This window comes from Burkholderia aenigmatica (assembly GCF_902499175.1).
Taxonomy (GTDB): Bacteria; Pseudomonadota; Gammaproteobacteria; order Burkholderiales; family Burkholderiaceae; genus Burkholderia; species Burkholderia aenigmatica.
Window position 1 is genome coordinate 26,275 of the sequence record NZ_CABVQC010000004.1, and the last position, 25,379, is coordinate 51,653.

Sequence of the window (25,379 nt, forward strand, 5' to 3'; positions counted from 1 at the left end):
CAGATCGCGTCGACAGGCCTCATCCAACACTAACGATTCATGGCTGCTGTGACTCCCACCCCCATCCAATCCATCCTGATCGCGAACCGCTCGGAAATCTCGATTCGCGTGATGCGTGCCGCCGCCGAACTGAACATGCGTACGGTCGCGGTGTATTCGAAGGAAGACCGCCTCGCGCTGCATCGCTTCAAGGCAGACGAAAGCTACCTGATCGGCGAAGGCAAGAAGCCGCTCGCCGCGTACCTCGACATCGACGACATCCTGCGCGTCGCGCGGCAGGCGAACGTTGACGCGATCCACCCCGGCTACGGCTTCCTGTCCGAGAACCCCGATTTCGCGCAGGCCGTGATTGACGCCGGCATCCGCTGGATCGGCCCGTCGCCCGACGTGATGCGCACGCTCGGCAACAAGGTGGCCGCACGCAATGCGGCGATCGCGGCCGGCGTGCCCGTGATGCCCGCGACCGCGCCGCTGCCGGACGATCTAGACGCGTGCCGCGCGCTGGCCGCGGAAGTCGGCTATCCGCTGATGCTGAAGGCGAGCTGGGGCGGCGGCGGACGGGGGATGCGCGTGCTCGAGAACGAACGCGACCTCGAGACGCTGCTGCCCGTCGCACGGCGCGAGGCGCTCGCCGCATTCGGCAACGACGAGGTGTATGTCGAGAAGCTCGTGCGCAATGCGCGGCACGTCGAGGTGCAGGTGCTCGGCGACCTGCACGGCACGGTCGTGCATCTGTACGAGCGCGACTGCACGGTGCAGCGACGCAACCAGAAGGTCGTCGAACGCGCGCCGGCGCCGTACCTCGATCACGACGGCCGTCACGCGCTGTGCGAATCGGCGCTGCGCCTGATGCGCGCGGTCGGTTACACGCACGCGGGCACCGTCGAATTCCTGATGGATGCCGACACCGGCCAGTTCTACTTCATCGAAGTGAATCCGCGCATCCAGGTCGAGCACACGGTTACCGAGATGATCACCGGGATCGACATCGTGAAGGCGCAGATCCGCATCACCGAAGGCGGCCGGATCGGCCTCGCCGATGACGCGACGGATGCCGATGGCGCACTCGTCGCGCGTGCGGCCGGCGTGCCGGAACAGCACGCGATTCCGCTGAACGGCAACGCGCTGCAATGCCGGATCACGACCGAGGATCCGGAGAACGACTTCCTGCCCGACTACGGGCGGCTCACTGCCTATCGCAGCGCGGCGGGCTTCGGCGTCCGACTCGACGCCGGCACCGCCTATGGCGGCGCGGTGATCACGCCGTACTACGACTCGTTGCTGGTGAAGGTGACGACCTGGGCGCCGACGGCGGCCGAATCGATTCACCGGATGGATCGCGCGCTGCGCGAGTTCCGGATTCGCGGCGTCACGTCGAACCTGCAGTTCCTCGAGAACGTGATCAATCATCCGGCCTTCATCGCGGGCGACGTGACGACGCGCTTCATCGACAAGACGCCGGAGCTGCTCGCATTCGCGAAGCGCGGCGACCGCGCGACGAAGCTGCTGCGCTATCTCGGCGAGCTGAACGTGAACGGCAACGCGGAGATGAAGGGGCGCACGCTGCCAGCGCTGCCGTTGTCGAAACCCGTGCTGCCGAAGATCGATACGGCGGTGGCGATTCCGGCCGGCACGCGCGATCGCCTGCGCGAGCTCGGCCCCGAGAAGTTCGCGAGCTGGATGCTCGACCAGAAGCAGGTGCTGCTGACCGACACGACGATGCGCGACGCGCACCAGTCGCTGTTCGCGACGCGTATGCGCACGGCCGACATGCTGCCGATCGCGCCGTTCTACGCGCGCGAGCTGTCGCAACTGTTCTCGCTCGAATGCTGGGGCGGCGCGACGTTCGACGTCGCGCTGCGCTTCCTGAAGGAAGATCCGTGGGAGCGGCTCGCGCTGCTGCGCGAGCGTGTGCCGAACATCCTGTTCCAGATGCTGCTGCGCGGCTCGAATGCGGTCGGCTATACGAACTACGCGGACAACGTCGTGCGCTTCTTCGTGCAGCAGGCCGCGAGCGCGGGCGTCGACGTGTTCCGCGTGTTCGACTCGCTGAACTGGGTGCGCAACATGCGCGTGGCGATCGATGCGGTCGGCGAGAGCGGGATGCTGTGCGAAGGCGCGATCTGCTACACCGGTGACCTGTTCGACACGTCACGCTCGAAGTACGACCTCAAGTATTACGTCGGCATCGCGCGCGAGCTGCAGCAGGCCGGCGTGCACGTGCTCGGCATCAAGGACATGGCCGGTATCTGCCGCCCGCAGGCGGTCGCGACGCTCGTGAAGGCGCTCAAGGAAGAAACCGGGTTGCCCGTGCATTTCCATACGCACGATACGAGCGGGATCGCCGCGGCGTCGGTGCTCGCGGCGGTCGGTGCGGGCTGCGACGCGGTGGACGGTGCGCTCGATGCGATGAGCGGCCTCACGTCGCAGCCGAACCTGTCGAGCATCGCGGCCGCGTTGGCCGGTGGCGCACGCGATCCCGGGCTCGATGCCGATCGCCTGCACGAAGCGTCGATGTACTGGGAAGGCGTGCGCCGCTATTACGCGCCGTTCGAATCGGAGATCCGCGCGGGCACGGCCGACGTCTACCGGCACGAGATGCCCGGCGGCCAGTACACGAACCTGCGCGAGCAGGCGCGTTCGCTCGGCATCGATCATCGCTGGACCGAGGTGTCGCGCGCGTATGCGGACGTCAACCGCCTGTTCGGCGACATCGTGAAGGTCACGCCGACGTCGAAGGTGGTCGGCGACATGGCGCTGATGATGGTCGCGAACGATCTCGCCGTGGACGACGTGCGCAACCCGGACAAGGACATCACGTTCCCCGAGTCGGTCGTGTCGCTGTTCAAGGGCGAGCTGGGTTTTCCGCCCGATGGCTTCCCGGCGGATCTGTCGCGCAAGGTGCTCAAGAGCGAACCGCCGGCGCCGTATCGCCCTGGCGACCAGATTCCGCCGGCCGATCTCGACGCCGTGCGCAAGCAGGCCGAGGCCGCGTGCGAGCAGCCGCTCGACGACCGGCAACTGGCGTCGTACCTGATGTATCCGAAGCAGACGGTCGACTACTACGCACACGTGCGTGCCTACAGCGACACGTCGGTCGTGCCGACGCCCGCATTTCTCTACGGACTGCAGCCGCAGGAGGAAGTGGCGATCGACATCGAGCCGGGCAAGACGCTGCTCGTGTCGTTGCAGGGTCAGCATGCCGATGCGCAGGATGGCATCGTGAAGGTGCTGTTCGAACTGAACGGCCAGTCGCGTTCGGCGCTCGTCGAGCAGAAGAGCGTCGTGCAGGCTGGCAAGGAGCAGCATGGCCTGCAGCGCGCCGATCCGGCGAATCCGCTGCATATCGCTGCGCCGATGCCGGGGTCGGTAGTCACGGTAGCGGTGCAGCCGGGCCAGCGCGTGGCGGCCGGCACGACGCTGCTCGCGCTCGAGGCGATGAAGATGGAAACGCACATCGCGGCGGAGCGTGACTGTGAGATCGCAGCCGTGCACGTGAAGCCCGGCGAGCGGGTCGCGGCGAAGGATCTGCTGATCGAGTTGAAAGGAGCGGAGTGAGGCCCGTGGGGCTCTCTTGTGGCACCACTAGTGTAGTGCTCGGTTAAGAGTCGCGTGATTACAAGGCAGATGACGCTGCCCGCCAGACGGGCCGTCATCCGCCGTTACATTGTGTCGGTGAAAGCGAAAGCCGGTACGCACGACCTCTACGATGAAAGACACCGGTGCACTGAAGAAGGCCGTTCAAGAATGCATGCTGACAATGCAAGAAAATTCCACAACGCCCATTCAATTCGCACCAAAATATCCCATGATGTGAAATATTATTCTGTCTCGATGAGGCCCGGCAAACGTCGCCGACTACGCCACGTCATGGAGACAATCAATGAATATTGCTGCATCGTCATCCCCGCATGTGCAACTTGATGGCGCACTGCTTATCAAGCAGTTGCGTGAACTCGGCGAAGTGGGGGCCGACTCGGACGTGGGCGGGCGGACACGCATCGCGCTGACCGACGACGAGCGCGCCGGGCGCGACCTGGTCGTCACGTGGATGCGTGAACTCGATCTCGACGTTCGAATCGATCGCATCGGCAACATTTTCGGCACACTTCGCTCCGAATCCGATGAGGGCAATCGGCGCCCGCTGATGATCGGTTCCCATATCGACTCCGTGAAGAATGCTGGGGCGCTCGACGGCTGTTACGGCGTACTGGCTGGTCTCGCCGTTGCGCGTGCGTTCCGTCACGCGGGCATTAAACCGAGCCGTTCGATCACCGTTGCCGCATTCACTAACGAAGAAGGCGTTCGCTATCAGCCGGACATGATGGGTTCGCTCGTCTATGCGGGCGGCTTGTCCGTCGACACGGCGTTGGATACGGTCGGCATCGACGGCACGCGCCTCGGTGACGAACTTGCTCGCATCGGCTATGCAGGTGATCTGGAGCCGGGCGCCATCGTGCCACACGAATACCTTGAGCTGCATATCGAACAAGGGCCGATTCTCGAGGCGGAAAACGTTCGTATCGGTGTGGTCGAGAATCTGCAAGGTATCTCGTGGCAGCAAATCACGGTGCAGGGGAACGCCAATCATGCAGGCACGACGCCGATGCGCCTGCGCCATGATGCGGGGTGGGTAGCGGCCGCAGTCGCCACGTTCCTGCGTGAGCTGGCGGTCACGACCGGCACGACGCTGGCGACGATCGGCATGCTGCGGATCGAGCCGAACGTTATCAATGTGATTCCGCGCAAGGCAGTGTTCACGGTGGATCTGAGAGATCCGGACGAACTGCGCCTGCAGGACGCGGAGCAGCGCCTGGCACGATTTCTGGTCGAAATCGCGGAAAAGGAAGGCGTCAAGATCTCAACAGAGCGCCTCGTCCGATTCGAGCCTGTCGTATTCGATTCGGGCCTCGCAGATGCAATCGAGTCGTCTGCCGAGCAGATGGGTTTCACACATCGGCGGATGACGTCCGGTGCAGGGCACGATGCACAGATGATCGCGCGTATCGCCCCCGCGGCGATGATCTTCGTACCGAGCCGTGGGGGGGTCAGTCACAACCCGCGTGAGCACACGGACGATGATCAACTCGTCGACGGTGCAAACGTCTTGCTGGATGTCGTGCTCAAACGCCTTTCGGCGAATTGACCACTAATTGCATCCCTATCACTTTCCATTTCTGTTGGAGCATCACGCCCATGTTGACTGCTAATCCGCGCGTCACGCGCACCGATTACCCCGCCGAATTGAAAGCAATCATGAGCATCGAAAAGGCTGAGGAAAGCCGTGCTTGGCTTTTCGGCTGGGACAAGATTGCACCCGAAGCAACGCCACTGCACGAACTGCCGGGTCTGGCGGCAAAGCTGGGTGTCGGCAGCATCAGCGTCAAGGACGAGTCTGCCCGCTCTGTTCTGGGCAGCTTCAAGGCGTTGGGTGCACCGATTGCACTGGTGCGCTTGATCTTGCGCTTGTGGCCCGATCACAATCTTGACCCGCGAGCACTGTTTGCAGGCGATTACCGCGAGTTGCTCACGCACTTCACGGTCGTCAGCGCAACTGACGGAAACCACGGGAAAGGTCTGGCAGCTGCAGCCCAGGCACTGGGTTGTCGTTGCGTGATCGTGCTGCACGCGAATGTAAGCGTTGAGCGCGAAGCGGCGATTGCAGCCTATGGTGCTGAGATCGTGCGCATCACCGGCAATTACGATGAATCGGTCGAAGAGGCGGCACGACTTGCGACCGAGAACGCTTGGCATGTTGTGTCGGACACGTCTTACGACGGCTACGAAGATATCCCGCGCGATGTTATGCAGGGGTACGGAACCATCGCAGCAGAAGTCGTTGAGCAGAGCGATAGCCGGCCGGGCCATCCGGCATTCACCCATGTATTCCTGCAAGGCGGTGTTGGTGGACTTGCCGCGGGGCTGGCGAGCTATCTGTGGGAATTCCACGGGACGCATCGCCCACGTTTTGTCGTCGTGGAGCCGAAGCAGGCGGATTGCCTGTATCAAAGCGCGCTTGAGGGCCGTGCCGCGCGTGCAACGGGCTCGGTTGATTCCGTCATGGCTGGTCTGGCATGTGGCGAAACTTCCCCCCTCGCGTGGAAGTTTCTGCAACCGTGCATTGACGAGTTCATGACGATCAGTGACGACGACGCCGTCAGCGCAATGCGCGTTTTGGCGTCTGGAAGCGAGGGCGACTCACCGATCGTTGCCGGCGAATCGGGCGTGGCTGGTCTCGCTGGCCTTTCCGTATTGTTGCAGGAGCCGGATCTGGCGCGGAAGGTTGGCCTTGATAGCACGTCTCACGTGTTGGTGATCAATACCGAAGGCGCGACTGCACCGGCGACTTACCGTGATTTGGTCGGAGAGACGGCCGAATCGGTACTCGAGCGTCAAGCGGCTTGGCGCGCCAGCACTATTGCCTAAGAGGCGTGCTCGATGCGTCGTTCAATCGCTAACGCGATGGCGGCGCTTCACTCCTCATACCAACAAGATCGGAAGCGCTGCGGTGGCGAAAACTACGCCCCGCGCGCGTCCCCGGAGACAAACATGAAGGAATCCGTCAGCCGAAGTATCGGCCCCATTTCCCTGCTTTTTACCGGGCTCGGCTCAATCATCGGCTCCGGCTGGCTGTTCGGCGCCTGGCATGCGTCGAAGATTGCGGGGCCGGCCGCTGTCGTCGCCTGGATCATTGGCGCCGTCGTCGTAATGGCCATCGCGCTGGCCTACTCGGAGCTGGGGACAACGTTTCCTGAGTCTGGAGGCATGGTCCGGTATGCGCGCTACTCGCACGGTGCGCTCGTCGGCTTCATTGCGGCATGGGCGAACTGGATATCGATTGTTTCGGTCATTCCTATCGAAGCAATAGCTTCAGTTCAATACATGGCGTCGTGGCCTTATCAATGGGCACACGCACTGATGGTCGGCGAAGATTTGACCACACACGGATTGTTTGTCAGCGCACTGCTCGTCATCGTGTACTTCATGCTCAACTACTGGGGCGTGAAGCTGTTTGTGAAAACCAATACAGCAATTACGGTGTTCAAATTTCTGGTTCCAGGTGCGACCATCGTGGGCCTCATCTGGAGCGGCTTTCATCGGGACAATTTCGCGCTGGGCGCAGGCGCTCATTTCGCTCCCTACGGTTGGTCCTCGGTGCTGACGGCCGTCGCGACGAGTGGCATCGTATTCAGCTTCAATGGATTCCAGAGCCCGGTCAGTCTCGCGGGCGAAGCAAGAAATCCGTCGCGAAGCATTCCTTTTGCGCTCGTCGGGTCGATTTTGCTAGCGTTAGTGATCTATGTTCTGCTGCAAGTTGCGTTTATCGGGGCAGTGAGTCCATCCAGCATTGCGGCCGGATGGCATGGTCTGAATTTCTCCTCGCCGTTCGCCGAACTTGCGATTGCGGTCAATTTGAATTGGCTCGCCATGCTTCTGTACGTGGATGCATTCGTTAGTCCTTCGGGAACGGGTTCGATCTACACGGCAACAACCGCGCGAATGATTTACGCGATGGAGCGCAACGGTACGATGCCTCGCGTGTTCGGCACCATTCATCCGCTGTATGGAGTGCCGCGAGCGGCAATGTGGTTCAATCTTGGCGTTTCGTTCGTCTTCATGTTCTTCTTTCGCGGATGGGGCACGCTTGCTGCTGTGATTTCGGTGGCAACCGTGATCTCGTTCCTGACGGGACCAGTGAGCCTGATGGCGCTGCGCAAACATGCCGCCGATTTGCCGCGACCGCTTCGTATTCCAGGCATGTCGATCATTGCACCATTCGCGTTCATCTGTGCATCGCTGGTGCTCTATTGGGCGCGCTGGCCACTGACCGGACAAATCATTCTGCTGATCGTGGCAGCGCTGCCGATTTATCTCTATTACCAGTCGAGAGCGGGTTGGAAGCAATTTCGACTGGAACTTCGATCGGCCTGGTGGATGGTGGCGTACTTGCCGGTGATGGCTCTGCTGTCGGTGTGCGGCGGACGAGAATTCGGCGGATACGGGATCATTCCTGACGGATGGGACCTGATTGTGGTCGCAGTAGTCGCGCTTGTATTCTATTACTGGGGTGTCGCAAGTGGGCAGCGTACGGCATATCTTCGTGAGCATTCATCTGCACAAACAGATGGAACCCAGGATGAGTACGTTCCCCTTCAGGTAGAGCAGGCCGGATGACGGGTGCTCGGTCAACCACGCCAACAGTATTGGCATGGCGATGGGCGACTGAGCAAGATTCGCACTCTAAGTAGCTGGTAAGCCTCACGTGCCTGGTTGGGACGCCAATACAACGACGGACAACGAACCCAGTCAAGGATGGGGCGGTGTCGCCGCTCCGGCTCCAGGCTAGGGCGGGGTCCAAGCGCAGTCGGAACATGCGACACTTTCCGGCTGCGCCGTCGACCGGGCGCGTTGCACTACCTCACACGGTCGGCTGAAGCGGTATGCCCACCCCAACTTTGACCCGACTCATACTGACAAGCGTCTTGAAGCGTTTGACGTTGTTGTTGGCGAAGAAGAGTTTTCTCGTCAGATCGTTGTACTCCTCCATGTGCCGAACCGAGAAAATCAGCACGAAATCCCACTCTCCAGCGACGTAATAGCACTGCTGGATTTGCGGGCAGTGCTCGAAGGTATGCTTCATTGCGTCGAGTAGGTCGATTTGCTCGCTTTCGACCTCGATCATGCTCACGATCGTAAGAGGGTAGCCAACTTTTTCCGGAGTCAGAATGGCCGTATAGCGGTCGATCACGCCATCATCGACCAGCCGACGCAATCGACGATTGACAGCCGCAGGGGACAAGTTCACACGGGTAGCCAGTTCACTTTGCGGAGTATGAGCGTCACGTTGTATTTCCCTCAGCAACTTGAGGTCGTAGTCATCGAGTGTGGTCGCCATAAGGGTGTCAGTCGTGAATTGAGTGAGTTCAATTTCGGATAGTTGCCGAAACATAGGGTGTTTCAGTCGGTGTACGAAACATTATTTCCTGCTAACAGTCAGTCGTCAACGGGCACTTCGTCATCGTCTACTCGATCAGGGGGATACTCACTCCGTGCCGGCTGTAAGGAAATGACAAACCGCACAAGCAAGCATCAGTGGCTCCTGTTTTGTGGCGAGAAGCGCGAGCAGTCCGACACGGGTTTCGAACAGACAGGTGTTGTTCAGTACAAGCTGGTCAAGTACGCGTGCGCGTTCTTCGATCTCGGTATCAAGGTCACACAGGCGCTGGCGCGCATCATTCCCCGTGGGCTGCTTACGGAAACGGCGATGGCTTAGTTCATTACCAGCAGGTATCGGTACGGGGATGCCACTGTGCCATCAAGGAACACTGATGCCGTGCTTCGGCTGCGACATCTCGCCACACATACTGGCTGCAGCGTGGTTGGGATCGGGCTGGCCATGCTGCCGGGTGATCAACGTGCTGTGCGAGGCTCTGCGCGAATCTGACCTGACCGTGTACGAGTTCTGCAATGGCACCGCCCACGATTACCGGCTTGTGTGTCTCGGACTTCGGGCGCACGTGCGCCGCGGCTTCATTAAGGCCGAGGAGTCCGTGCCGGAGGCTGCATGCTCGGATACGAGCGGTGCCGGTGGGGACACTTCGCTCGTGAAGCATTCGCCGGTATCGTGCTCGTTACCGAAGGCAACATAGACATACCCAGGACGACTCGAAAGCCGTTTGTGCCTTCCGCCGATTGACACGATGCTCTCAATCAGCGGAACGAGTTAGGTGACGCCGTTCCGATCGGCGCCAGTCGGGATTTCCACGATTGGCGTTCCCTTGACATCGGTGACGAGGTGGAACTTGAATTCGAGGCGTGCTTGATCGGTGGGGTTCGGGCCAGCTTTTTTTTCGCCTGCTCCAATCGCTCGAATCGAGGATGAATCCACGACCACGCGCAAGAAGTCGATCTTACCCACCGATAGCAAATCGTCCAGAAGCACTTCGTGAGTGATTCTCCTAGGCTTGCCTGTTGCCTATCGCATATCCGTAGCGCGGGTCGAGCCAGTACGACAAGGCCGAGAAGATCGTCACCGACAACCGCGTGCTGTTCCACCGGGTCGCGAACACGCTGAATTACCTCGACATCAAGACGGTGGTCGTGTCGTGCGGCACCTGCTACGACCAGCTCGCGGGTTACGAGTTCGACAAGATCTTCCCGGGCTGCCAGATCATCGACATCCACGAATTCCTGCTCGAAAAGGAGATGAAGCTCGATGGCGTGACGGGCACGCGCTACATGTATCACGATCCGTGCCACACGCCGATCAAGACGATGGACCCGGTGAAGCTCGTCAACGAGTTGATGGGCGCGGAGAAGGACGGCTACAAGATCGAGAAGAACGAGCGCTGCTGCGGCAAATCGTGCACGCTTGCGGTCACGCGCCCGGACATCTCGACGCAGGTCCGCTTCCGTAAGGAAGAGGAGATTCGCAAGGGTGCCGCGAAGCTGCGCGCGATCCCGGTCGTGGCCGGCGCCGGCCGCCGCGGCCGCGAAGGGCCCGGACGTGAAGATCCTGACGAGTTGCCCGTCGTACCTGCAGGGCCTGTGTAAGCGTCCGAGCCGCACCGTAGTGCAGGTTGTTGACCACGCAGATCCGCGCCGCTTTCGGATGCGCTCGGCGCGAGAAGTAGACGGCAGCGACGGCGCCACGTGCCACTTGCCACGGCAGCAGCTCGTCGCGACCACGCCGGAGTCGGCGAGTGGCCATGAGAAGCGCTCTTTCTCGAGGCGCTTTGAGAGCAGGCAAAGACCACCGTCGCACCATCACAAGCACTTCAGAAAATCACCGCGCTCGCCCCGGAACACGAACAGGTACTCGAGTTGTGCGGACCGCTCAAGGTACCCGACTGCAAGCCTCCCAAGAAGTCCCTGGATACCACGACTGCTTCGCCGCTTCCAGGCGACATCGCGGCTCTCGCCGAGGGTACACGCGCCGCGCCGGCTGCCGAGACGGGTGGCCGGCAGATCGAACTGCTTGCGGCAACCGCGCGTGGTGCGCCAAACGTGGCGGAACTGCAGGTCCTGAAGGCGGAATGACTGGGCATCAAGGAATACGATGACATGTACGTCGGCCTGCATCTCGCGCAGGCGCAACGACTGGTCTATGGCAACGAGCAGCCGAAGACCACGTCGATCGCCGTACAGTTGCGCCACACTGCAGATTTGCCTGCCGTGAATGCCCAGCTCGAGACGCTGCTGAACACGAAATTCGCCGGTACGGACACGGAAGTCGTGGATTGCACGGTACTGAATCCATTCTATGGTCAGGCGCTTGCGATGTTCGCCACGCTGTTTGGTTTTGTCGCACTGCTGATCGGTGCGATCGTGCTGTTCACCGTCGGCAACACGATGAGCACGGCGGTGCTCGAGCGCACGGTCGAAATCGGAACGCTGCGCGCGATGGGATTGCGCCGCGCTGCCGTGCGTCGTCTTTTCCGGTGCGAAGAGTTGCTGCTCGGCGTGATTGACGCGGTGCTCGGCGTTGCCAGCGCGGCGTTGCTCGCCGGTGTCATCAACGTCAGCGGTCTGACGTGGACGCCGCCGGGTCGCTCGCCGGTGCCTCTGATCATTCGCGTCTGGGGCGAGAGCGACCTGATCGTCGGGACCGCGATCGGTCTGCTCCTGGTGCCAATGCTTTCCGCGTTGCTACCCGCGCGCCGCGCGTCGCGAATGGAGATCGTCGATGCACTTCGCTATGCATGATCGAACGACCGGATCGGAAACGAATGAAATATCGGTGAAATTGATTCGTCGGCTAATTGTCATGTTAGCCTTCGCCGGGAGTTGCACCGCCATGCTCGCGGCATGCGGTGCACCGACCGAGCAATCGGTTCCCGCCGCTTTGAATCTGTCGTTAACGCAAGCGACCGCGTCAGGTGCGTACGTCGTGACGCTCGAACCGCCAACGACACCGCCGCCGCTGAACCAGATGCATGTCTGGACCGTCAAGGTGAACGGTGCGTCGGGCGAACCCGTGCGCGGTGCGCGCATCGATGTGAGCGGCGGGATGCCTCAGCACGGGCACGGTTTTCCGACGCGCCCTCGCGTGGTCGCGGGCGACGGAAACGGTGTGTATCGGCTGCAAGGGATGAAGTTCAGCATGCCCGGGTGGTGGACAATCACGCTGAAGGTCCGGGACGCGCAGCGCGACGACGACGTGACGTTCAACGTCGTGTTGCCGCCGGCGGTGGCGTCATGACGGTCGACACGGGTGCCATGCTTGATTACGGGATGAATTCCATTCACGGAGAAGCTTCAATGCGTAGAGTCATGCTGTACTGGATGATGTTGCTACTCGCACCGTTTGCGTCGGGTATCGCGAGCATGGCGCATGCGGGGCCGGCGAGTGAAGCCTCGGTACCCGTCGCGGCCGCGCCCGCCTCGGCACGCGCAGACCGGCTGCCCGCTTATCAGCCGCGATTCGGGCGCACGCGCCCGGTCGTCGCCGTCGTCGGCGAAAACTACTATACCGAGCTGACCGATTACGTCGTTCCCTATGGCATCGTTGCCGAATCGGGCGCCTCGGATCTCGTCGCACTTGCCACGAAGCCGGGTCCCATCCGGATGTTCCCGGCACCGATGAACGTCATTCCCGACGAAACGACCGCTCAGTTCGACCAGCGCGTGCCCGAAGGGGCGGACTATGTGATAGTGCCAGCCGTGCATCGCGACAGCGATCCGGCGCTGCTTGCATGGGTTGCCAAGCAGGCGAAGAAGGGGGCGACAATCATCGGCGTGTGCGATGGCGTCTGGGTCGTTGCACGCGCTGGGTTGCTGGAAGGCCGCCGCGCAACCGGGCACTGGTACTCGATGAGCGATCTCCGCAAGAAGTTCACCGATACGCGCTGGGTCGATGGCAAGCGTTACGTTGCCGATGGCAAGGTCGTCACTACGACCGGCGTCACTGCGACGATTCCAGTGTCGCTTGCGCTCGTCGAAGCGCTCGCCGGGCACGAACGCGCGCTGCAGGTTGCCGAACGACTCGGACGCCCTGCTTGGTCGTCCGAGATCGCGAGCGACCGCTTCAACCTCGGATTGCCGGCGATGGCGACGATCGCAACCAATTACGTGTCGTTCTGGTCGCATGAGGATTTCGGTATCCCGATCGCGCCGGGTGTCGACGAAATTGCGCTCGTACTCGAGGCTGACGCCTATTCGACGACGTTCCGCTCGACCGCCTACACGGTTGCCGCGAACCGCGAACCCGTGCGCACCCGGCGCGGGCTGACGATCGTTCCCGATCGCGTGGCCGGTGTCGATGCTCCTTCTCGGATGTTGTCCGCGCCGGTCACACGCTATCCGTTGCATGCGCTCGACGCCTCGCTGAATGCGATCTCGTCGGAATTCGGCAAGCGCACGGCCGCATGGGTCGCACTGCAGATGCAGTATCCGGGCTACTGAGCTGCGCATCGCAGCGTCAACCCGTTCCCCCCAAGCCTGTCGGTTCTCCGCCCGTTCCGGGCGGGAACCAAGCTCGCCCCTGTCATTCCGTATTTGCTCCGGAGATTTCGATGCAGATGCATTCGATGGCGCGCTTGGCCGCCGCCGCGATCCTGGCACTCGCATGCTGTGCCGCACAAGCAGCGCCAGATCCGCAGCGCATCCTCGCTGCGAGCGATGCCGTTCGCAACCCGAGCGAACCATTCACGCTGAATGTCACGCTGACCCAATACACCGACGGCAAGCAAACGGATTCCAATGCGCTGACCGCATAACCGCGGATCAACCCGACAAGCGATCAGTTTCGTAGCCTGATTCGATTTGCCGCGCCGGCACGCGACGTGAACAAGCTGATGCTCAAGAGTGGCAATAACCTGTGGTATTTCGACCCTGCGAGCAAGGCGACGATCCGCATTTCGCCGCAGCAACGGTTGCTCGGGCAGGCGTCGAATGGCGATGTGGTCACGGTCGATTATGCGCAGGGATATCGTGCTCAGGTCGAGGCCGAGGAGGACGTGCAGGATGGCGAGGGCCAGATGCGTCATGCATACCGGTTGAAGCTCGTCCAGAGCGTAACCGACATGACGTATCACTCGATCGAAATGTGGATCGATACGACGGATTCGCGTCCTGTGAAGGCACGTTTCTTCAGAGAAAGCGGCAAGCTCCTCAAGACCGCATTAGATCGACGTTTTCAACAGCAGCTCGGCGCGTTGCGGCCACCGAGATTGTGATCACTGATGGGCTCAATGCGAATCTCATAAGCGTGATGCGTTATGCGGACTATGTTGCGAGAGAGATTCCGGATGCCTGATTTCGGTCCGATTTCATGGCGCGTTTTTAGTCTGAATGATGAAGCGAATCAGCATCGCCCGTATCGCGTTGGCCGGCATGTCGGGCGTATGCCATGCAAACGACGCGGCAGAGGCCGGACCGGCGCTTGCTGACGAGACGCCGGTGCAAAAGGTTGATGTGTCGAGATACACATTGGGTCGATACGCGCACTGTCGCGCGCAAGCGTCGACGTGATGGACAGTGCCGCGCGCGAGGATGAAGTACACATCGGGAAGATCGAACGCCGCGCGCTCGAGCAGATCGGGATGCGAATACACAAACTCGAGTGCCGGGCTGGTCGGACCCACGTGCAGAAGGACCGGCAAGCGATCGGCGCGAGAAATTTGTACAGCGGGTAAAGGCGCTTGCCGCTCGGGCTGTAGCCGCAGGGCGGATAGAGTTTCAATCCGGAGAAGCCGTACTCGACCACGCCTTTCTCGAACAACGCGACACCATCCGCTCCCCAACGCGGATCGATTCCGCCGAATACGTGAAAGCGCTCGCCGTGACGCAACAGAATCGCATGGCGCTCGGCGTACATCTCGGCGATCGCGAGATCGCTTTTCATCACGTACGTGAAATCGTGCAGATGCAGCACGGTCTGTTCGATGCCGGCCGACGTTATGTCGGCCGCGAGTGCATCGCCGAAGTGGTTCTGACTCTGCGCGAGATAAGTGTCGAGCAGTTCCGGTCGCGATTTCCGTACGCCATGGCGACGAGTCGAACATAAACGTTGGCGCAGAAGCCGTCGAGGGACGCGGTCGGGATAAGGCGCGCAGACGGCCTTCGAGTCGTCATGGGCGCGTCTACGTTGACTGCAGAACGATCACGACCAACACCGGCGCATGGTTCACGAGCGAGGTATCGCCACCTGGCACCGCCCGCCGTGGTCACCCGCTCGGCGGCGAACTTGGGAAAGTCAGTAGGGTTGTCGAGCATACACATGCCTCGTTTTGTCATTTCCGTCATCTACGAATTCGCTTCGAATGCCACGCTGACGTTCACGAAGCGTTCCTCAAGCTCGGCTGTTGCTTGATCTGCTGGCACACTCTTCAGCCGGTGAAGAGGTCTCAATGAAACTGTCTCCAAGTCCACGACCGACAGAAGACAGAAGTACCCGTGCTGCCGCTGTTCACGGCCACCATCGTTGATGGGCGAGATCAAAGTGTATTGGTGTCGACGGATACACAGGGCAGGCACGACTCGATTCGCTGTACATGTCATCTCACAATTTGGACAAAAACAATTCGCTCTGTGTGACACGGCTAACGACGTTCGGCGCCGACACCGCGTCACCGCTTTAGCCGATTGCTACGGATTACCTCCCAGAAGAGAGCACACATGAAGAGAAGCCATTTGTCCGCGGCGATTGCTGTGGCATTGTCTGCATCTTGCCTAACGGCGGTTGCAGAGGTTGTGAAGATCGGCGTCGCCGGCCCGCTGACTGGCGGTCAATCGAACTTCGGCAAGGACGACGAGCGCGGTGTCCGGCTCGCGGTCGAGGACCTGAACAAGAACCCGATCGTTGTGAACGGTCAGCCGGTGACCTTCCAGGTAATCTCCGAAGACGACGCGGCCGATCCGAAGACCGGTGTGTCGGTCGCGCAGAAGCTGGTCGACAGCGGTGTCAAGGCGGTGCTCGGTCACTACAACTCGGGCGTGACGATACCAGCATCGCGCATCTACAACAGCGCGAAAGTGCCGATGATCACGGGCGCGGCCTCCAATCCGGCGATCACGCAACAGAACTTTCCATACATCTTCCGTCTCGCAGCCAATGACAACGTGATGGGTGCACGCATCGCTGACTTTGCAGCGAACGTGCTGCATGCGAAGCGGGTGGCGGTCATCGACGATCGCACGGCGTACGGTTCGGGTGTGGCCGACGTGTTCGTGGCAACGGCCAAGAAGAACGGCGTGAACGTCGTGGCACGCGAGTATTCGAACGATAAGGCGACCGATTTCAACGCGATCCTCACGCACATCAAGGCGACGCGTCCCGACGCGATCTTCTACGGTGGCTACTATTCGCAGGCGGCGTCGATCGGCCGGCAGTCGAAGCAGTTGGGCCTGAACGTGCCCGTGCTCGGCGGCGACGGCATCTGTTCGGTTGACATGCCGAAGCTCGCCGCAGGCGCGCTCGACGGTCGCGGCTTCTGTGCGGAAGGCGGCGCGCCGCTGGCGACGTTGAAGGGCGGCCCGGAATTCGCGACGCGATACGAAAAGACGTTCGGCGTGAAAAACGACGTCTACTCACCGGCCTTCTACTCGGCCACGATGGTGGTAGCCCAGGCGATGAAGACGGCGAACTCCACCGACCCGCAAAAGTTCGTCGAAGTGCTGCGCAAGACACAGTTCGCGACGCTGGTCGGCAAGGTTCGCTTCGACCGGACGGGCGAATGGATCGACGCGCCCGTGACGGTCTATAAGGTGTCCGGTGACAACCTGGCGCCGCTTCAGTGATCGACGGGTCGGGATGACGGTGCGCGAACCGGCGCACCGTCGGACCGGCCTACTTGTCCAACGGGTAGACCACTGGAATCTGCGCGGTCAGGTTCCGGTCGAGGTACTGCATGAAACGCCCCTTGAACTGCACCGCGTGCTGGTGCGCGCTTGCCTCGGCCCGATCCGCGTCGCCCGCTTCGAGCGCCAGCACCATCTCGGTGTGGTCGCTTGCCATTTGCTCGGCCGTGATATCTGGGTCTCTGGCTTCGAACTCTGTATAGAGGTGAAGCATGCGACGTCCTTCTTCGAGCAAGCGGCGGTACAGGTCCGCGAAATACGTGTTTCTGCCCGCTCGGGCAATCGCCATGTGGAACTCGTAGTTCTTCTCGATGAGATCGATGCTGTCGCCGGTCTTGATCGCCTTTGCCGCGGCCTTCACATATGCGCGTTGCGCGGTGTGAATCAGACCGAGGTCACTGTCGGTGCGATGCAGCGCCGCGAGGCGCGTCGTCACGCGCTGAAGCAGGTCCAGCGCATCGAGGAACTCGGGCACCCTCGCCAGTTCCATCGGCGTGACGACGTTGCCGCGATTCGGCAAGATCGTCACCAGTCCCTCCGCGGACAGTCGCACGAGCGCTTCGCGTACGGGCGAGCGCGACACGTTAAAGCGTTCCGCCACCCCGAGTTCATCAAGATGCGTGCCCGGAGCGATCTTCAACGTCAGGATTTCATTTCTCAGTGTCGTGTAGACACGGGCCGTGCCGGTTTCCTTGCCGGACTGGATGTCTGTTGCCGCTCCCGCTGCCATTCGTGGGTTCTCCGTGCGCTTGCCACTCCTGGTTCGTCGAACCGGAGCCTGTGAAATGTGCCGCCGTAATGCCGGCAGTGTACTACCTGAGCGCACGGGATCCGGGCTGCCACGGCGGGCGAGGCGACGCAGCGTGCTAGGTCCCGTCGGCGGCATCGGCCACGAGACGACCGCCGACCGCCCAGCTCGTGCGCGGCACCTCGCTGAAAACGATCTGGATATCTTCCGACGGACACTTTGCGATACGCGACGTCTCGCGCGTCAGCACCTCCGCCAACTCGGATTTCTGTTCGCGTGAACGACCCGCAAGCATTTCTACATGGATGACCGGCATCGGGATGACCTAACTCGAAGTAAGGGGCGGGCAATCTCGTAGCCCGGACAAAGGAGCGAATGAATAACTCTATTCAGCGACCTCTTAAATGTCGATCGCATGTCGACAATCGTTCCATTTTGGCTGGTCAAAGTCAAGTAATCACAGCTATTTCGGGGCATCGATGTATACCCTCATGTCGCCCGAATCCCTTTATTCACGGGGTTCTCGGCGCGGCTATCGCACGGTTTCATTTTTTTGCGTTGACATTGTCGGCATTTGATCGACAATGCGATTCATGGATTCGATACGCGATGCGACGCACGACGACGGCCACGAAGCAGTGCTGAACGGTCGGGCGAAGTCGTCGCGAGTCATCCACTCCATGCGTCGCGGGACGCACCGTCGTACCGCCGCGCCGGCAGCAGAGTCGATTGGGCAGGCAGTCATTTGGGTAATCCGGGCCACCGTTCGCATAACGCAGCGAAGCGGGCCCGAGAACGATCGGGAAACGATATGGCAAGCGCGAGAATTGGCGTCGACATTGGCGGCACCTTCACGGACCTTGTTCTGCTGGACGACAAGGGCTATGTGACCTTCACCAAGGTGTCTTCGACGCCGGCAGCTCCAGAGGAAGCGGTTTTGACAGGAGTCGAACGCATTCTCGAGCAGGCCGGCCTCAAGACGTCCGATGTCACCGAAGTGCTGCACGGCACGACGGTCGGATCGAACACGATGCTTCAGAAGGTCGGCGCCAAGTGCGGCCTGATCACGACGAAGGGCTTCCGGGACGTGCTCGAAATCGGCCGCGTCCGCACGCCGACGATGTTCGACCTGTCGTGGGACAAGCCCGTGCCGCTGGTGGAGCGTCGCTACCGACGAGAGATCGACGAGCGTGTGCTGGCGTCGGGCGACATCCTGCGCCCGACGCCGGTCGACCAGGTTCTCGAAGCAGGCCGGTTTTTCCAGAGCGAGGGCGTCGAGTCTGTCGCGATCTGCTTCATCAATTCGTACAAGAACGCGGCGAACGAAAAGGCCGCGCTCGACGCCTTCCAGCAGGCCTTCCCCGACATCAGCGTGACGGCATCGATCTCGGTATTGCCAGAGTTGCGCGAGTACGAGCGCACGTCGACGACGGTCGTCAACGCATATGTGCTGCCCGCGCTGCGCACCTATCTCCAGCGCCTCGAGTCTGGTCTCAAGCGGATCGGCGTCGGCGCGCCGCTGTTGGTGAGCAACTCGAACGGCGGCCTGTCGAGCGCCCGGATTGCACAGGACACGCCCGTGTTCTTCATCTCGTCCGGTCGCTCCGCCGGCGTCGTCGGTGCGGGACGGCTCGGCGCGGCGCGCGACGAGCAGGAGCTGGTGGTGTTCGACATGGGCGGCACGACAGCGTCCGCGTCGCTGATTCACGAAGGCCAACTGGCGCGCACCAACGAGTATGAATTCCGCGCGGGCATCTCCACGCCGAGCCGCTTCATCAAGGCGGGCGGCTACATGATGCGCGTGCCGACGATCGACGTCGCGGAAGTGGGGAGCGGGGCGGGTTCCATCGCGTGGATCGACGCGGGCGGCCTGCTCAGCGTCGGCCCGGTTTCGGCCGGTGCGTTCCCGGGGCCGGTGTGCTATGGCATCGGCGGCCAGAAGCCGACGGTGACCGATGCGAATGCGATTCTCGGTTTCCTGCCGCAGCGCCTGGCGGGCGGCACGATGGAACTCCACATTCAGGCCGCACGCGACGCTGTCGACACGTTGCTCGCAAAACCGCTGGGCATTGGTGTCGAAGAGGCCGCCGTTGGGATCCGCGAGGTCGTGAACGTCAACATGGCGCGCACGATCAAGGCGGTGACGGTCGAGCGCGGCGTCGACCCACGCGACTTCGCACTGGTGGCGTTCGGCGGCTCCGGTCCGGTGCATGCGTGCGATCTCGCGCGCGCGCTCGACATGAAGCGCGTCGTGTTCCCGGCCGCACCGGGCGTGTTCACGGCAATGGGCATGCTGGCCGGCGCGGTGGAGCGCTACTTCGTTCGCCCGGCGCTGAGCCTGCTCGACACGCTCGATCTCGATGCGCTCGGCCACGCCATCGCGTCGATGCGCGACGACGCGCGCAATGCGCTCGCGGAAGAGGGCTATTCGGCCGATCGCATCGAGTACGTGTTCGATCTCGACATGCGCTTTCGCGGGCAGGACTACGAAATTCCCGTGCGCATTCCCGGGCATCTCGGCGAAGACGCGCGAGAGACGTTGCGTCAGGGGTTCCGCGACGCGTATGCGGCGATCTACGGCTACGCATCGAACGACGCGATCGAATGCGCAAACGTCCGTTTGCTGGCCCGCGGCATTGCCTCCAGCACGCTGGACTTCAACGATATTCGCAGTGCGAAGTCGGCGGGCGGCAACGAGACCGTGTCGACCCGCAAGGTCTACTTCGACCGGCAGACCGGCTGGATCGACACGCCGATCGTCCCGCGCGCGAAGCTCGACAAATCGATCGAAGGCCCGGTGATCCTCGAAAGCGCCGACACCACGATCGTGATTCCGCCGCGCTGGCGCGTGAGCACCGACAAGGTAGGCAGTGTGATCGCCTCGCTCGACTGAACAACAGGAACAGCCATGACCCAACGAAACGTTGACCCGATCACCTTCGCGATTGTCAAGAATGCGCTCGACACGATTGTCGACGATATGGCCTTCGCCGTGATGCGGACCGCCCGCTCGCCGATCATTCGCGACGTCCTCGATTATTCGGTGACGATGTGCGATGCCGGCGGCCGCATTCTCGCGCAGGCCAAGACCGTCGCGCTGCATCTGGGCGCGGTGCCGGACGCCGTCGATGTCGTGATCAGGAAGTTCGCATCGAACGTCGAACCCGGCGACGTGATCGTGCTGAACGATCCGTACGAAGGCGGGATGCACCTGCCGGACATCTTCATGTTCAAGCCGATCTTTTTCGAGAACCGGCTGCAGGGCTTCTCGGTCGTGATCGCGCACCACTGCGACGTAGGCGGCCGCGTGCCGGGCTCGAACGCCGCGGACTCCACGGAGATCTTCCAGGAAGGCTTGCGGATTCCGCCGACCAAGCTGTACGTGCGCGGTGAGCCGAACGAGACGCTGATCAACATCATCCGCAAGAACGTGCGCCTGCCGGATCTCGTACTCGGTGACCTGGATGCGCAGCTCGCCACCTGCAATATCGGCGAACGCGAATTGCTGCGCATGATCGGGCGTTACGGCGAAGAGAACCTGCAAGGCTACTTCGACGAACTGCTCGACTATGGCGAGCGTCTGACCCGTCAGGCGATCGAGGCCTGGCCTGACGGCGTATATATGTTCACCGACTACATCGACGACGACGGCTTCAGCGACGACGCGATCCCCATCAAGTGCGAAATCACGGTCGCGGGATCGTCCGTCAAGGTGGACTTCACCGGTTCGTCACCGCAGGTGCGCGGCGCAATCAACTCCACGCTGTCCTTCGTCAAGTCGGCGACGTACCTCAGTGTGCGATGCGCGCTCGATGCCGACGTGCCGAACAACGCCGGCGTGTATCGCTGCATCGAAATCACCGCGCCGGAAGGGTCGATCCTGAATCCACGCATGCCGGCGCCGGTGGCGGCGCGGGCGCTCACCGGGTATCGCGTGGTCGATTGCGTGTTCGGAGCGCTGGCGCAGATCGCACCGAAGAAAGTGATGGCGGCGGGCGAGGGCGGCAACACCGTGATCGCGCTGAGCGGCTACGACAAGGAGGCGAGCGAACCGTTCATCCTCGTCGACATGATCAACGGCGCATGGGGCGGCCGCTTCAACAAGGACGGCATTGAGGGTGTGACCAACCCGTCGCAGAACATGTCGAACATGCCGATCGAAACGCTCGAAGCGCGCTATCCGATCGTGATGGAGGAATACGGCTTCGCGCCGGATTCGGGCGGTGCAGGGCGGTATCGCGGCGGCTTGGGGCTCGTCCGCGAATACCGGATCGAAGCGGAGGAAGTCGTCGCGCAGATCCGATCGGATCGGGCGGCTCATGCCCCTTACGGTCTGTTCGGCGGCGCCGAGGGTGCGCGTTCGGCGAACTACCTGCGCACCGACGACGGCCTGTCGCCGCTGCCGAGCAAGTTCACCCGCACGCTGCAGCGTGGCGCAATCATCCGCCACGAGCAGGCCGGCGGCGGCGGATACGGCGCACCTGCCGATCGCGCGATCGAACTGATCGAAGCCGATCTGGCGAACGGCAAGATCACGCGCGATTACGCCGAGCGCCACCATCGCGTCGTCTTCGACGGCGATCGCATCGACCGCGAGCGCACGGCTGCAGCACGGCCGATGAAGTAATCGCTACATCACCCAACAGCACGCACAAGGAGCGCAGTCATGACACTGGATCTCAAGGCCCGACTCAAGGAGCTGGACATCGACCTGCCCGAGTCCGCGCCGAAGCCGGGTGCCAATTTCCTCCCGGTCAAACGCGTAGGCAACCTGCTGTACGTGTCGGGGCAAGTCCCGGTGCGTGACGGCGTCGATCAGTATGTCGGCAAGGTGGGGCTCGACGTGACGATCGAAGACGGGCAGGCAGCGGCGCGTCTTTGTGCAGTCAACATGCTCGCGCAGGTGAACCGCGCCGTCGACGGTGATTTCAGCCGGATCGCCGGATGCGTGCGGCTCGGCGGTTTCGTCAATGCGGCAGATGACTTTACCGAGCATCCGAAAGTGATCAACGGCGCGTCCGACCTCATGGTCGCCGTGCTCGGCGACGCGGGACGCCATACGCGCGCGGCGGTCGGATGCATCTCGCTGCCTCGCGGCGTCGCGGTCGAACTCGAAGGCATCTTCGAACTCGCCTGAGCGGCAGCCGTGCAATCTCGTCCGGCGACGCAACCGTGTCGCCGCGGATCGCACGTGCAGGGGTGGAAACAGTTTCTGATGTGCAGCAAACAGGCTCCAGCTACCGGAGCGGAGCCGGGCAGTGCGTGACGACGCCGTCCTGTCCGTGTCACGGCGGCAGGACAGCAACCCAACTCAAATGTAAAGAGGTTCCCCATGCTTCGGATGGCTCACATTCTCGCTCGCTCGCTGGTCGGTGCGACTGCATTCGGTTTTCTGATGAGCAGCCCGGCGGCGCACGCGCAGGATGCGTCAACGTGGCAAAGCGTGCGCAAGGCCGGCGTCTTGCGCTGCGGTATCGCCACGTCGCCGCCGTACACGATGAAGGACCCGAAAACCGGTGCATACAGCGGCGTGTTTCCGGATCTGTGCCGTGATTTCGGCGAGAAGGTGCTGAAGGTGAAAGTCGAATACGTCGACACGACGTGGGACAACATTGTCGCGGGCCTGCAGTCGGACAAATGGGACATTTCGCTGTCGCTGAACAACACGCCGGAGCGGCAAAAGGCGATCGCGTTCTCCCAGCCAGTGACGGACTACAGCGTGACGTTCAGCTTCAACAAGAACAACCCGAAGCTGAAGTCGGTTCATTCGATCGCGGATATCGACAAGCCGGGCTATACGGTGACGGTCATGTCCGGTACGGCAGGCGACAAGGCAATCTCGCCGCTGCTCAGGCAAGCCACGATCATGCGCCTGCCAGGCTTTGACGAAACGCGTCTCGCATTGATGTCCAAGCGTGCCGATGTATTGGCGGACGACAACATGGCGAACATCCTGCTGAGCCGTGCACATCCGGATTGGGCCGAGATCTTCAAGCCCAACCCGCTGCTGGCGCCGCAAGGCATCTGCTTCGGTCTGCGCAAGGACACGCCTGCAGCCGACATCGCCGTGCTGAACCAGTTCATCGACCAGCAGATAAAGTCCGGCGCCGTGAACAAGCTGATCGAAGCGTCGGTAAAGCAGACGCTTGAGCTGTCGAAGTAACGCCTGTCGTACCGGCAGCGCGACCGTCGGTTTGCGCTGCCGTCGAGACCACGCGACGAGACGACCTCCGATCGGATCGTCGACCGAATGGATATTGTGTTGAGCAGCCCCCGCTGCGCATCGCTGGAGAACGGTTCCCATGTTGCTATCCCAGACACAGTCAGGTCCGGTGGCCAAGCTGACCGGTACGGAGACTCTGTCGCCGCAGTCGACGACATCCGCGAACTTCGTGCAACTGCACGACGTGTACAAATCGTATGGCGAAAATCTCGTCGTGATGGACCGCATGAGCCTCGACATGCGTGCCGACGACCGGCTCGTCGTCATCGGCCCGAGCGGGAGTGGCAAGAGTTCGTTGTTGCGGGTGCTGATGGGGCTTGAGGGCATCCAGGGCGGTGACATTGCCTTCCAGGGACGTCCATACATCAAGGCCTCGGGCGCGCGAAGCCCGGCGAAGATCGAGGCGACGCTGCAGCGTCAGATCGGCATGGTATTTCAACACTACACGCTGTTTCCGCATCTGTCCGTGCTCGGCAACCTGATCCTCGCGCCGGTGAAGGTCGGCGGGCTGTCAAAGGCACGGGCGACCGAGCGCGCACGCATGTATCTCGACCGTCTTGGGCTCGAGAGCAAGCTGCACGCTTACCCGAGCCAGTTGTCGGGAGGCCAGAAACAGCGTGTTGCGATTGCTCGCGCTCTGATGCTCGAACCAAAGCTGATGCTGTTCGACGAAGTCACCTCCGCGCTCGATCCGGAAATGGTCATTGAGGTGCAGAACGTGATGCTGCAGCTTGCTGACCAGAAGATGGCGATGATCATTGTGACGCACGACATGCAATTCGCGCGCGATATCGCCACCCGCGTTGTGTTCTGTGCCAGCGGCAAGGTGGTTGAGCAGGGCGCGCCAGCTGAAATCTTCAAATGTCCCAGGGAAGCGCGTACTCGTGAGTTTCTCGAGAAAGTCCTTCACCTGGACTAGAGATGACACCATGAGCTATCACTTCGATTTCAGTTTTCTGACAGGAAGTGTCGGTCCGCTGCTTCAGGGCCTGAAGGTCACCGTTGAACTCGCGCTTGCCGCGAACGCGATGGGGCTCGTGCTGGGCTTCCTGCTCTGCCTGCTTGTCATGAGCCGATGGGCGATCGTCCGCTGGCCGGCCCAGCTGTTCATCGAGTTCTTTCGCTGCACGCCGGCGCTGTTGCAGATTGTGTGGTTCTTTTACTGCATTCCAATGATGGCGGACGTGTTCATCGACCCAATCGTGATGGGTGTGCTCGCGCTTGGCCTGAACCTGACGGCGTTCAATGCGGAGGCGTATCGCGCCGGCGTGCAGGCGGTGCCGAAGGAGCATCTCGATGCGTGCGTCGCGCTCGGTCTCAAGCCGTGGCAACGCACGCTGTTCGTGGTGCTCCCACAGGCGCTGCGCACCGCGTTGCCGGTGCTGATGACCAACGGCATCGGTACACTTCAACAAAGTGCGCTCGTCGCGATCGTCGCCGTCGCCGACCTGATGTATGTCGCGAAGAGCCTCGCGACGGAGGCGTACCGGCCGCTCGAGACGTATTCGGTGGTCGCGCTGATCTACTTCGCGTTGTCACTACCGATCTCGCGCCTCGTCCATGTCATCGAACGCCGCCAGGATGCGGCCGTACAACGCTAGAGGGTGA

At 61.8% G+C, this 25,379-nt stretch carries 21 protein-coding genes and 2 pseudogenes; 18 read left to right on the top strand and 5 right to left on the bottom strand.

The window, feature by feature from the left end; translation table 11 throughout:
• The first annotated feature begins 39 nt into the window (after positions 1-39).
• The 4 genes from BDO18943_RS04135 (at position 40) to BDO18943_RS04150 (ending at position 8,175) form a co-directional block, all read left to right on the top strand.
• A complete protein-coding gene (locus BDO18943_RS04135; protein ID WP_175021347.1) occupies positions 40-3,558 on the top strand; it encodes a pyruvate carboxylase in 3,519 nt (1,172 codons plus the stop codon).
• A 325-nt stretch (positions 3,559-3,883) separates the two neighbouring features.
• On the top strand, positions 3,884-5,146 hold the full coding sequence (locus tag BDO18943_RS04140) for a Zn-dependent hydrolase (protein WP_175021348.1): 1,263 nt from the start codon (positions 3,884-3,886) through the stop codon (positions 5,144-5,146).
• Between the two features lie 50 nt (positions 5,147-5,196).
• On the top strand, positions 5,197-6,426 hold the full coding sequence (locus BDO18943_RS04145; protein ID WP_175021349.1) for a diaminopropionate ammonia-lyase: 1,230 nt from the start codon (positions 5,197-5,199) through the stop codon (positions 6,424-6,426).
• A 123-nt stretch (positions 6,427-6,549) separates the two neighbouring features.
• The gene (locus BDO18943_RS04150; RefSeq protein ID WP_175021350.1) at positions 6,550-8,175 is read left to right on the top strand and encodes an APC family permease; all 1,626 of its coding nucleotides are present in this window, start codon (positions 6,550-6,552) and stop codon (positions 8,173-8,175) included.
• 244 nt (positions 8,176-8,419) lie between these two features.
• Here BDO18943_RS04150 and BDO18943_RS04155 read toward each other — a convergent pair whose 3' ends face one another.
• Positions 8,420-8,896: an Lrp/AsnC family transcriptional regulator gene (locus BDO18943_RS04155; RefSeq protein ID WP_175021351.1), complete on the bottom strand. Its 477-nt coding sequence runs from the start codon at positions 8,894-8,896 to the stop codon at positions 8,420-8,422.
• Positions 8,897-9,067: 171 nt separating this feature from the next.
• On the opposite strand from BDO18943_RS04155, the gene BDO18943_RS04160 reads away from it, so the two are divergent.
• Positions 9,068-9,274, top strand: a complete 207-nt coding sequence (locus BDO18943_RS04160; protein WP_175021352.1) for a hypothetical protein — start codon at positions 9,068-9,070, stop codon at positions 9,272-9,274.
• A 450-nt stretch (positions 9,275-9,724) separates the two neighbouring features.
• Here the strand turns inward: BDO18943_RS04160 and BDO18943_RS04165 are convergent, their stop codons facing one another.
• Positions 9,725-9,919, bottom strand: a complete 195-nt coding sequence (locus BDO18943_RS04165) for a hypothetical protein (RefSeq protein WP_175021353.1) — start codon at positions 9,917-9,919, stop codon at positions 9,725-9,727.
• A 74-nt stretch (positions 9,920-9,993) separates the two neighbouring features.
• Here BDO18943_RS04165 and BDO18943_RS04170 point away from each other — a divergent pair.
• The 5 genes and pseudogenes from BDO18943_RS04170 to BDO18943_RS04190 form a co-directional block, all read left to right on the top strand.
• Positions 9,994-10,555 (top strand): annotated as a pseudogene (locus tag BDO18943_RS04170) (heterodisulfide reductase-related iron-sulfur binding cluster); the annotation flags it as partial.
• Positions 10,556-11,064: 509 nt separating this feature from the next.
• A complete protein-coding gene (locus tag BDO18943_RS04175) occupies positions 11,065-11,706 on the top strand; it encodes an ABC transporter permease (RefSeq protein ID WP_175021354.1) in 642 nt (213 codons plus the stop codon).
• The gene (locus BDO18943_RS04180; protein WP_175021355.1) at positions 11,687-12,202 is read left to right on the top strand and encodes a FixH family protein; all 516 of its coding nucleotides are present in this window, start codon (positions 11,687-11,689) and stop codon (positions 12,200-12,202) included. The genes BDO18943_RS04175 and BDO18943_RS04180 overlap by 20 nt, the downstream gene beginning before the upstream one ends.
• A 59-nt stretch (positions 12,203-12,261) precedes the next feature.
• Positions 12,262-13,404: a DJ-1/PfpI family protein gene (locus BDO18943_RS04185; protein WP_175021356.1), complete on the top strand. Its 1,143-nt coding sequence runs from the start codon at positions 12,262-12,264 to the stop codon at positions 13,402-13,404.
• A 110-nt stretch (positions 13,405-13,514) separates the two neighbouring features.
• Positions 13,515-14,257, top strand: a pseudogene (locus BDO18943_RS04190) (outer membrane lipoprotein-sorting protein).
• Between the two features lie 13 nt (positions 14,258-14,270).
• Here the strand turns inward: BDO18943_RS04190 and BDO18943_RS04195 are convergent.
• Positions 14,271-14,555 (bottom strand): hypothetical protein, encoded by a 285-nt coding sequence (locus BDO18943_RS04195; RefSeq protein ID WP_175021357.1) that lies wholly within the window; start codon positions 14,553-14,555, stop codon positions 14,271-14,273.
• Positions 14,556-14,563: 8 nt separating this feature from the next.
• Between BDO18943_RS04195 and BDO18943_RS04200 the strand changes: the two genes are divergently transcribed.
• Both BDO18943_RS04200 and BDO18943_RS04205 read left to right on the top strand, forming a co-directional pair.
• The gene (locus tag BDO18943_RS04200; protein WP_175021358.1) at positions 14,564-15,007 is read left to right on the top strand and encodes a hypothetical protein; all 444 of its coding nucleotides are present in this window, start codon (positions 14,564-14,566) and stop codon (positions 15,005-15,007) included.
• A 686-nt stretch (positions 15,008-15,693) separates the two neighbouring features.
• Positions 15,694-16,740: a branched-chain amino acid ABC transporter substrate-binding protein gene (locus tag BDO18943_RS04205; protein WP_235995806.1), complete on the top strand. Its 1,047-nt coding sequence runs from the start codon at positions 15,694-15,696 to the stop codon at positions 16,738-16,740.
• 49 nt (positions 16,741-16,789) lie between these two features.
• On the opposite strand, the gene BDO18943_RS04210 is transcribed toward BDO18943_RS04205, so the two are convergent.
• Positions 16,790-17,530 carry a GntR family transcriptional regulator gene (locus BDO18943_RS04210; protein ID WP_175021360.1) on the bottom strand — a complete coding sequence of 247 codons (741 nt, stop codon included), beginning with the start codon at positions 17,528-17,530 and terminating at the stop codon, positions 16,790-16,792.
• A 136-nt stretch (positions 17,531-17,666) separates the two neighbouring features.
• Positions 17,667-17,864, bottom strand: coding sequence for a tautomerase family protein (locus BDO18943_RS04215; RefSeq protein ID WP_175021361.1), 198 nt, complete (start codon positions 17,862-17,864; stop codon positions 17,667-17,669).
• 495 nt (positions 17,865-18,359) lie between these two features.
• Between BDO18943_RS04215 and BDO18943_RS04220 the strand changes: the two genes are divergently transcribed.
• The 6 genes from BDO18943_RS04220 (at position 18,360) to BDO18943_RS04245 (ending at position 25,372) form a co-directional block, all read left to right on the top strand.
• Positions 18,360-20,441: a hydantoinase/oxoprolinase family protein gene (locus tag BDO18943_RS04220; RefSeq protein WP_175021362.1), complete on the top strand. Its 2,082-nt coding sequence runs from the start codon at positions 18,360-18,362 to the stop codon at positions 20,439-20,441.
• Between the two features lie 15 nt (positions 20,442-20,456).
• Entirely contained in the window at positions 20,457-22,175 is a 1,719-nt protein-coding gene (locus tag BDO18943_RS04225; protein WP_175021363.1) for a hydantoinase B/oxoprolinase family protein, read from the top strand.
• A 39-nt stretch (positions 22,176-22,214) separates the two neighbouring features.
• Positions 22,215-22,685: a RidA family protein gene (locus tag BDO18943_RS04230; protein WP_175021364.1), complete on the top strand. Its 471-nt coding sequence runs from the start codon at positions 22,215-22,217 to the stop codon at positions 22,683-22,685.
• Between the two features lie 195 nt (positions 22,686-22,880).
• Positions 22,881-23,711, top strand: a complete 831-nt coding sequence (locus BDO18943_RS04235) for a transporter substrate-binding domain-containing protein (RefSeq protein WP_175021365.1) — start codon at positions 22,881-22,883, stop codon at positions 23,709-23,711.
• A 139-nt stretch (positions 23,712-23,850) separates the two neighbouring features.
• Entirely contained in the window at positions 23,851-24,690 is an 840-nt protein-coding gene (locus BDO18943_RS04240) for an amino acid ABC transporter ATP-binding protein (protein WP_175021366.1), read from the top strand.
• A 10-nt stretch (positions 24,691-24,700) separates the two neighbouring features.
• On the top strand, positions 24,701-25,372 hold the full coding sequence (locus BDO18943_RS04245) for an amino acid ABC transporter permease (RefSeq protein ID WP_175021367.1): 672 nt from the start codon (positions 24,701-24,703) through the stop codon (positions 25,370-25,372).
• Positions 25,373-25,379 lie beyond the last annotated feature (7 nt).

What these genes read in the sequence shown, in the direction of transcription:
- BDO18943_RS04160 (WP_175021352.1), top strand. Translation starts at nt 9,068, where the DNA reads ATGACAAACCGCACAAGCAAGCATCAGTGGCTCCTGTTTTGTGGCGAG.
- BDO18943_RS04150 (WP_175021350.1), top strand. Translation starts at nt 6,550, where the DNA reads ATGAAGGAATCCGTCAGCCGAAGTATCGGCCCCATTTCCCTGCTTTTT.
- BDO18943_RS04225 (WP_175021363.1), top strand. Translation starts at nt 20,457, where the DNA reads ATGACCCAACGAAACGTTGACCCGATCACCTTCGCGATTGTCAAGAAT.
- BDO18943_RS04240 (WP_175021366.1), top strand. Translation starts at nt 23,851, where the DNA reads ATGTTGCTATCCCAGACACAGTCAGGTCCGGTGGCCAAGCTGACCGGT.
- BDO18943_RS04210 (WP_175021360.1), bottom strand. Translation starts at nt 17,530, where the DNA reads ATGGCAGCGGGAGCGGCAACAGACATCCAGTCCGGCAAGGAAACCGGC.
- BDO18943_RS04155 (WP_175021351.1), bottom strand. Translation starts at nt 8,896, where the DNA reads ATGGCGACCACACTCGATGACTACGACCTCAAGTTGCTGAGGGAAATA.
- BDO18943_RS04230 (WP_175021364.1), top strand. Translation starts at nt 22,215, where the DNA reads ATGACACTGGATCTCAAGGCCCGACTCAAGGAGCTGGACATCGACCTG.
- BDO18943_RS04185 (WP_175021356.1), top strand. Translation starts at nt 12,262, where the DNA reads ATGCGTAGAGTCATGCTGTACTGGATGATGTTGCTACTCGCACCGTTT.
- BDO18943_RS04175 (WP_175021354.1), top strand. Translation starts at nt 11,065, where the DNA reads ATGTACGTCGGCCTGCATCTCGCGCAGGCGCAACGACTGGTCTATGGC.
- BDO18943_RS04235 (WP_175021365.1), top strand. Translation starts at nt 22,881, where the DNA reads ATGCTTCGGATGGCTCACATTCTCGCTCGCTCGCTGGTCGGTGCGACT.
- BDO18943_RS04145 (WP_175021349.1), top strand. Translation starts at nt 5,197, where the DNA reads ATGTTGACTGCTAATCCGCGCGTCACGCGCACCGATTACCCCGCCGAA.
- BDO18943_RS04220 (WP_175021362.1), top strand. Translation starts at nt 18,360, where the DNA reads ATGGCAAGCGCGAGAATTGGCGTCGACATTGGCGGCACCTTCACGGAC.
- BDO18943_RS04215 (WP_175021361.1), bottom strand. Translation starts at nt 17,864, where the DNA reads ATGCCGGTCATCCATGTAGAAATGCTTGCGGGTCGTTCACGCGAACAG.
- BDO18943_RS04140 (WP_175021348.1), top strand. Translation starts at nt 3,884, where the DNA reads ATGAATATTGCTGCATCGTCATCCCCGCATGTGCAACTTGATGGCGCA.
- BDO18943_RS04245 (WP_175021367.1), top strand. Translation starts at nt 24,701, where the DNA reads ATGAGCTATCACTTCGATTTCAGTTTTCTGACAGGAAGTGTCGGTCCG.
- BDO18943_RS04180 (WP_175021355.1), top strand. Translation starts at nt 11,687, where the DNA reads ATGCACTTCGCTATGCATGATCGAACGACCGGATCGGAAACGAATGAA.
- BDO18943_RS04135 (WP_175021347.1), top strand. Translation starts at nt 40, where the DNA reads ATGGCTGCTGTGACTCCCACCCCCATCCAATCCATCCTGATCGCGAAC.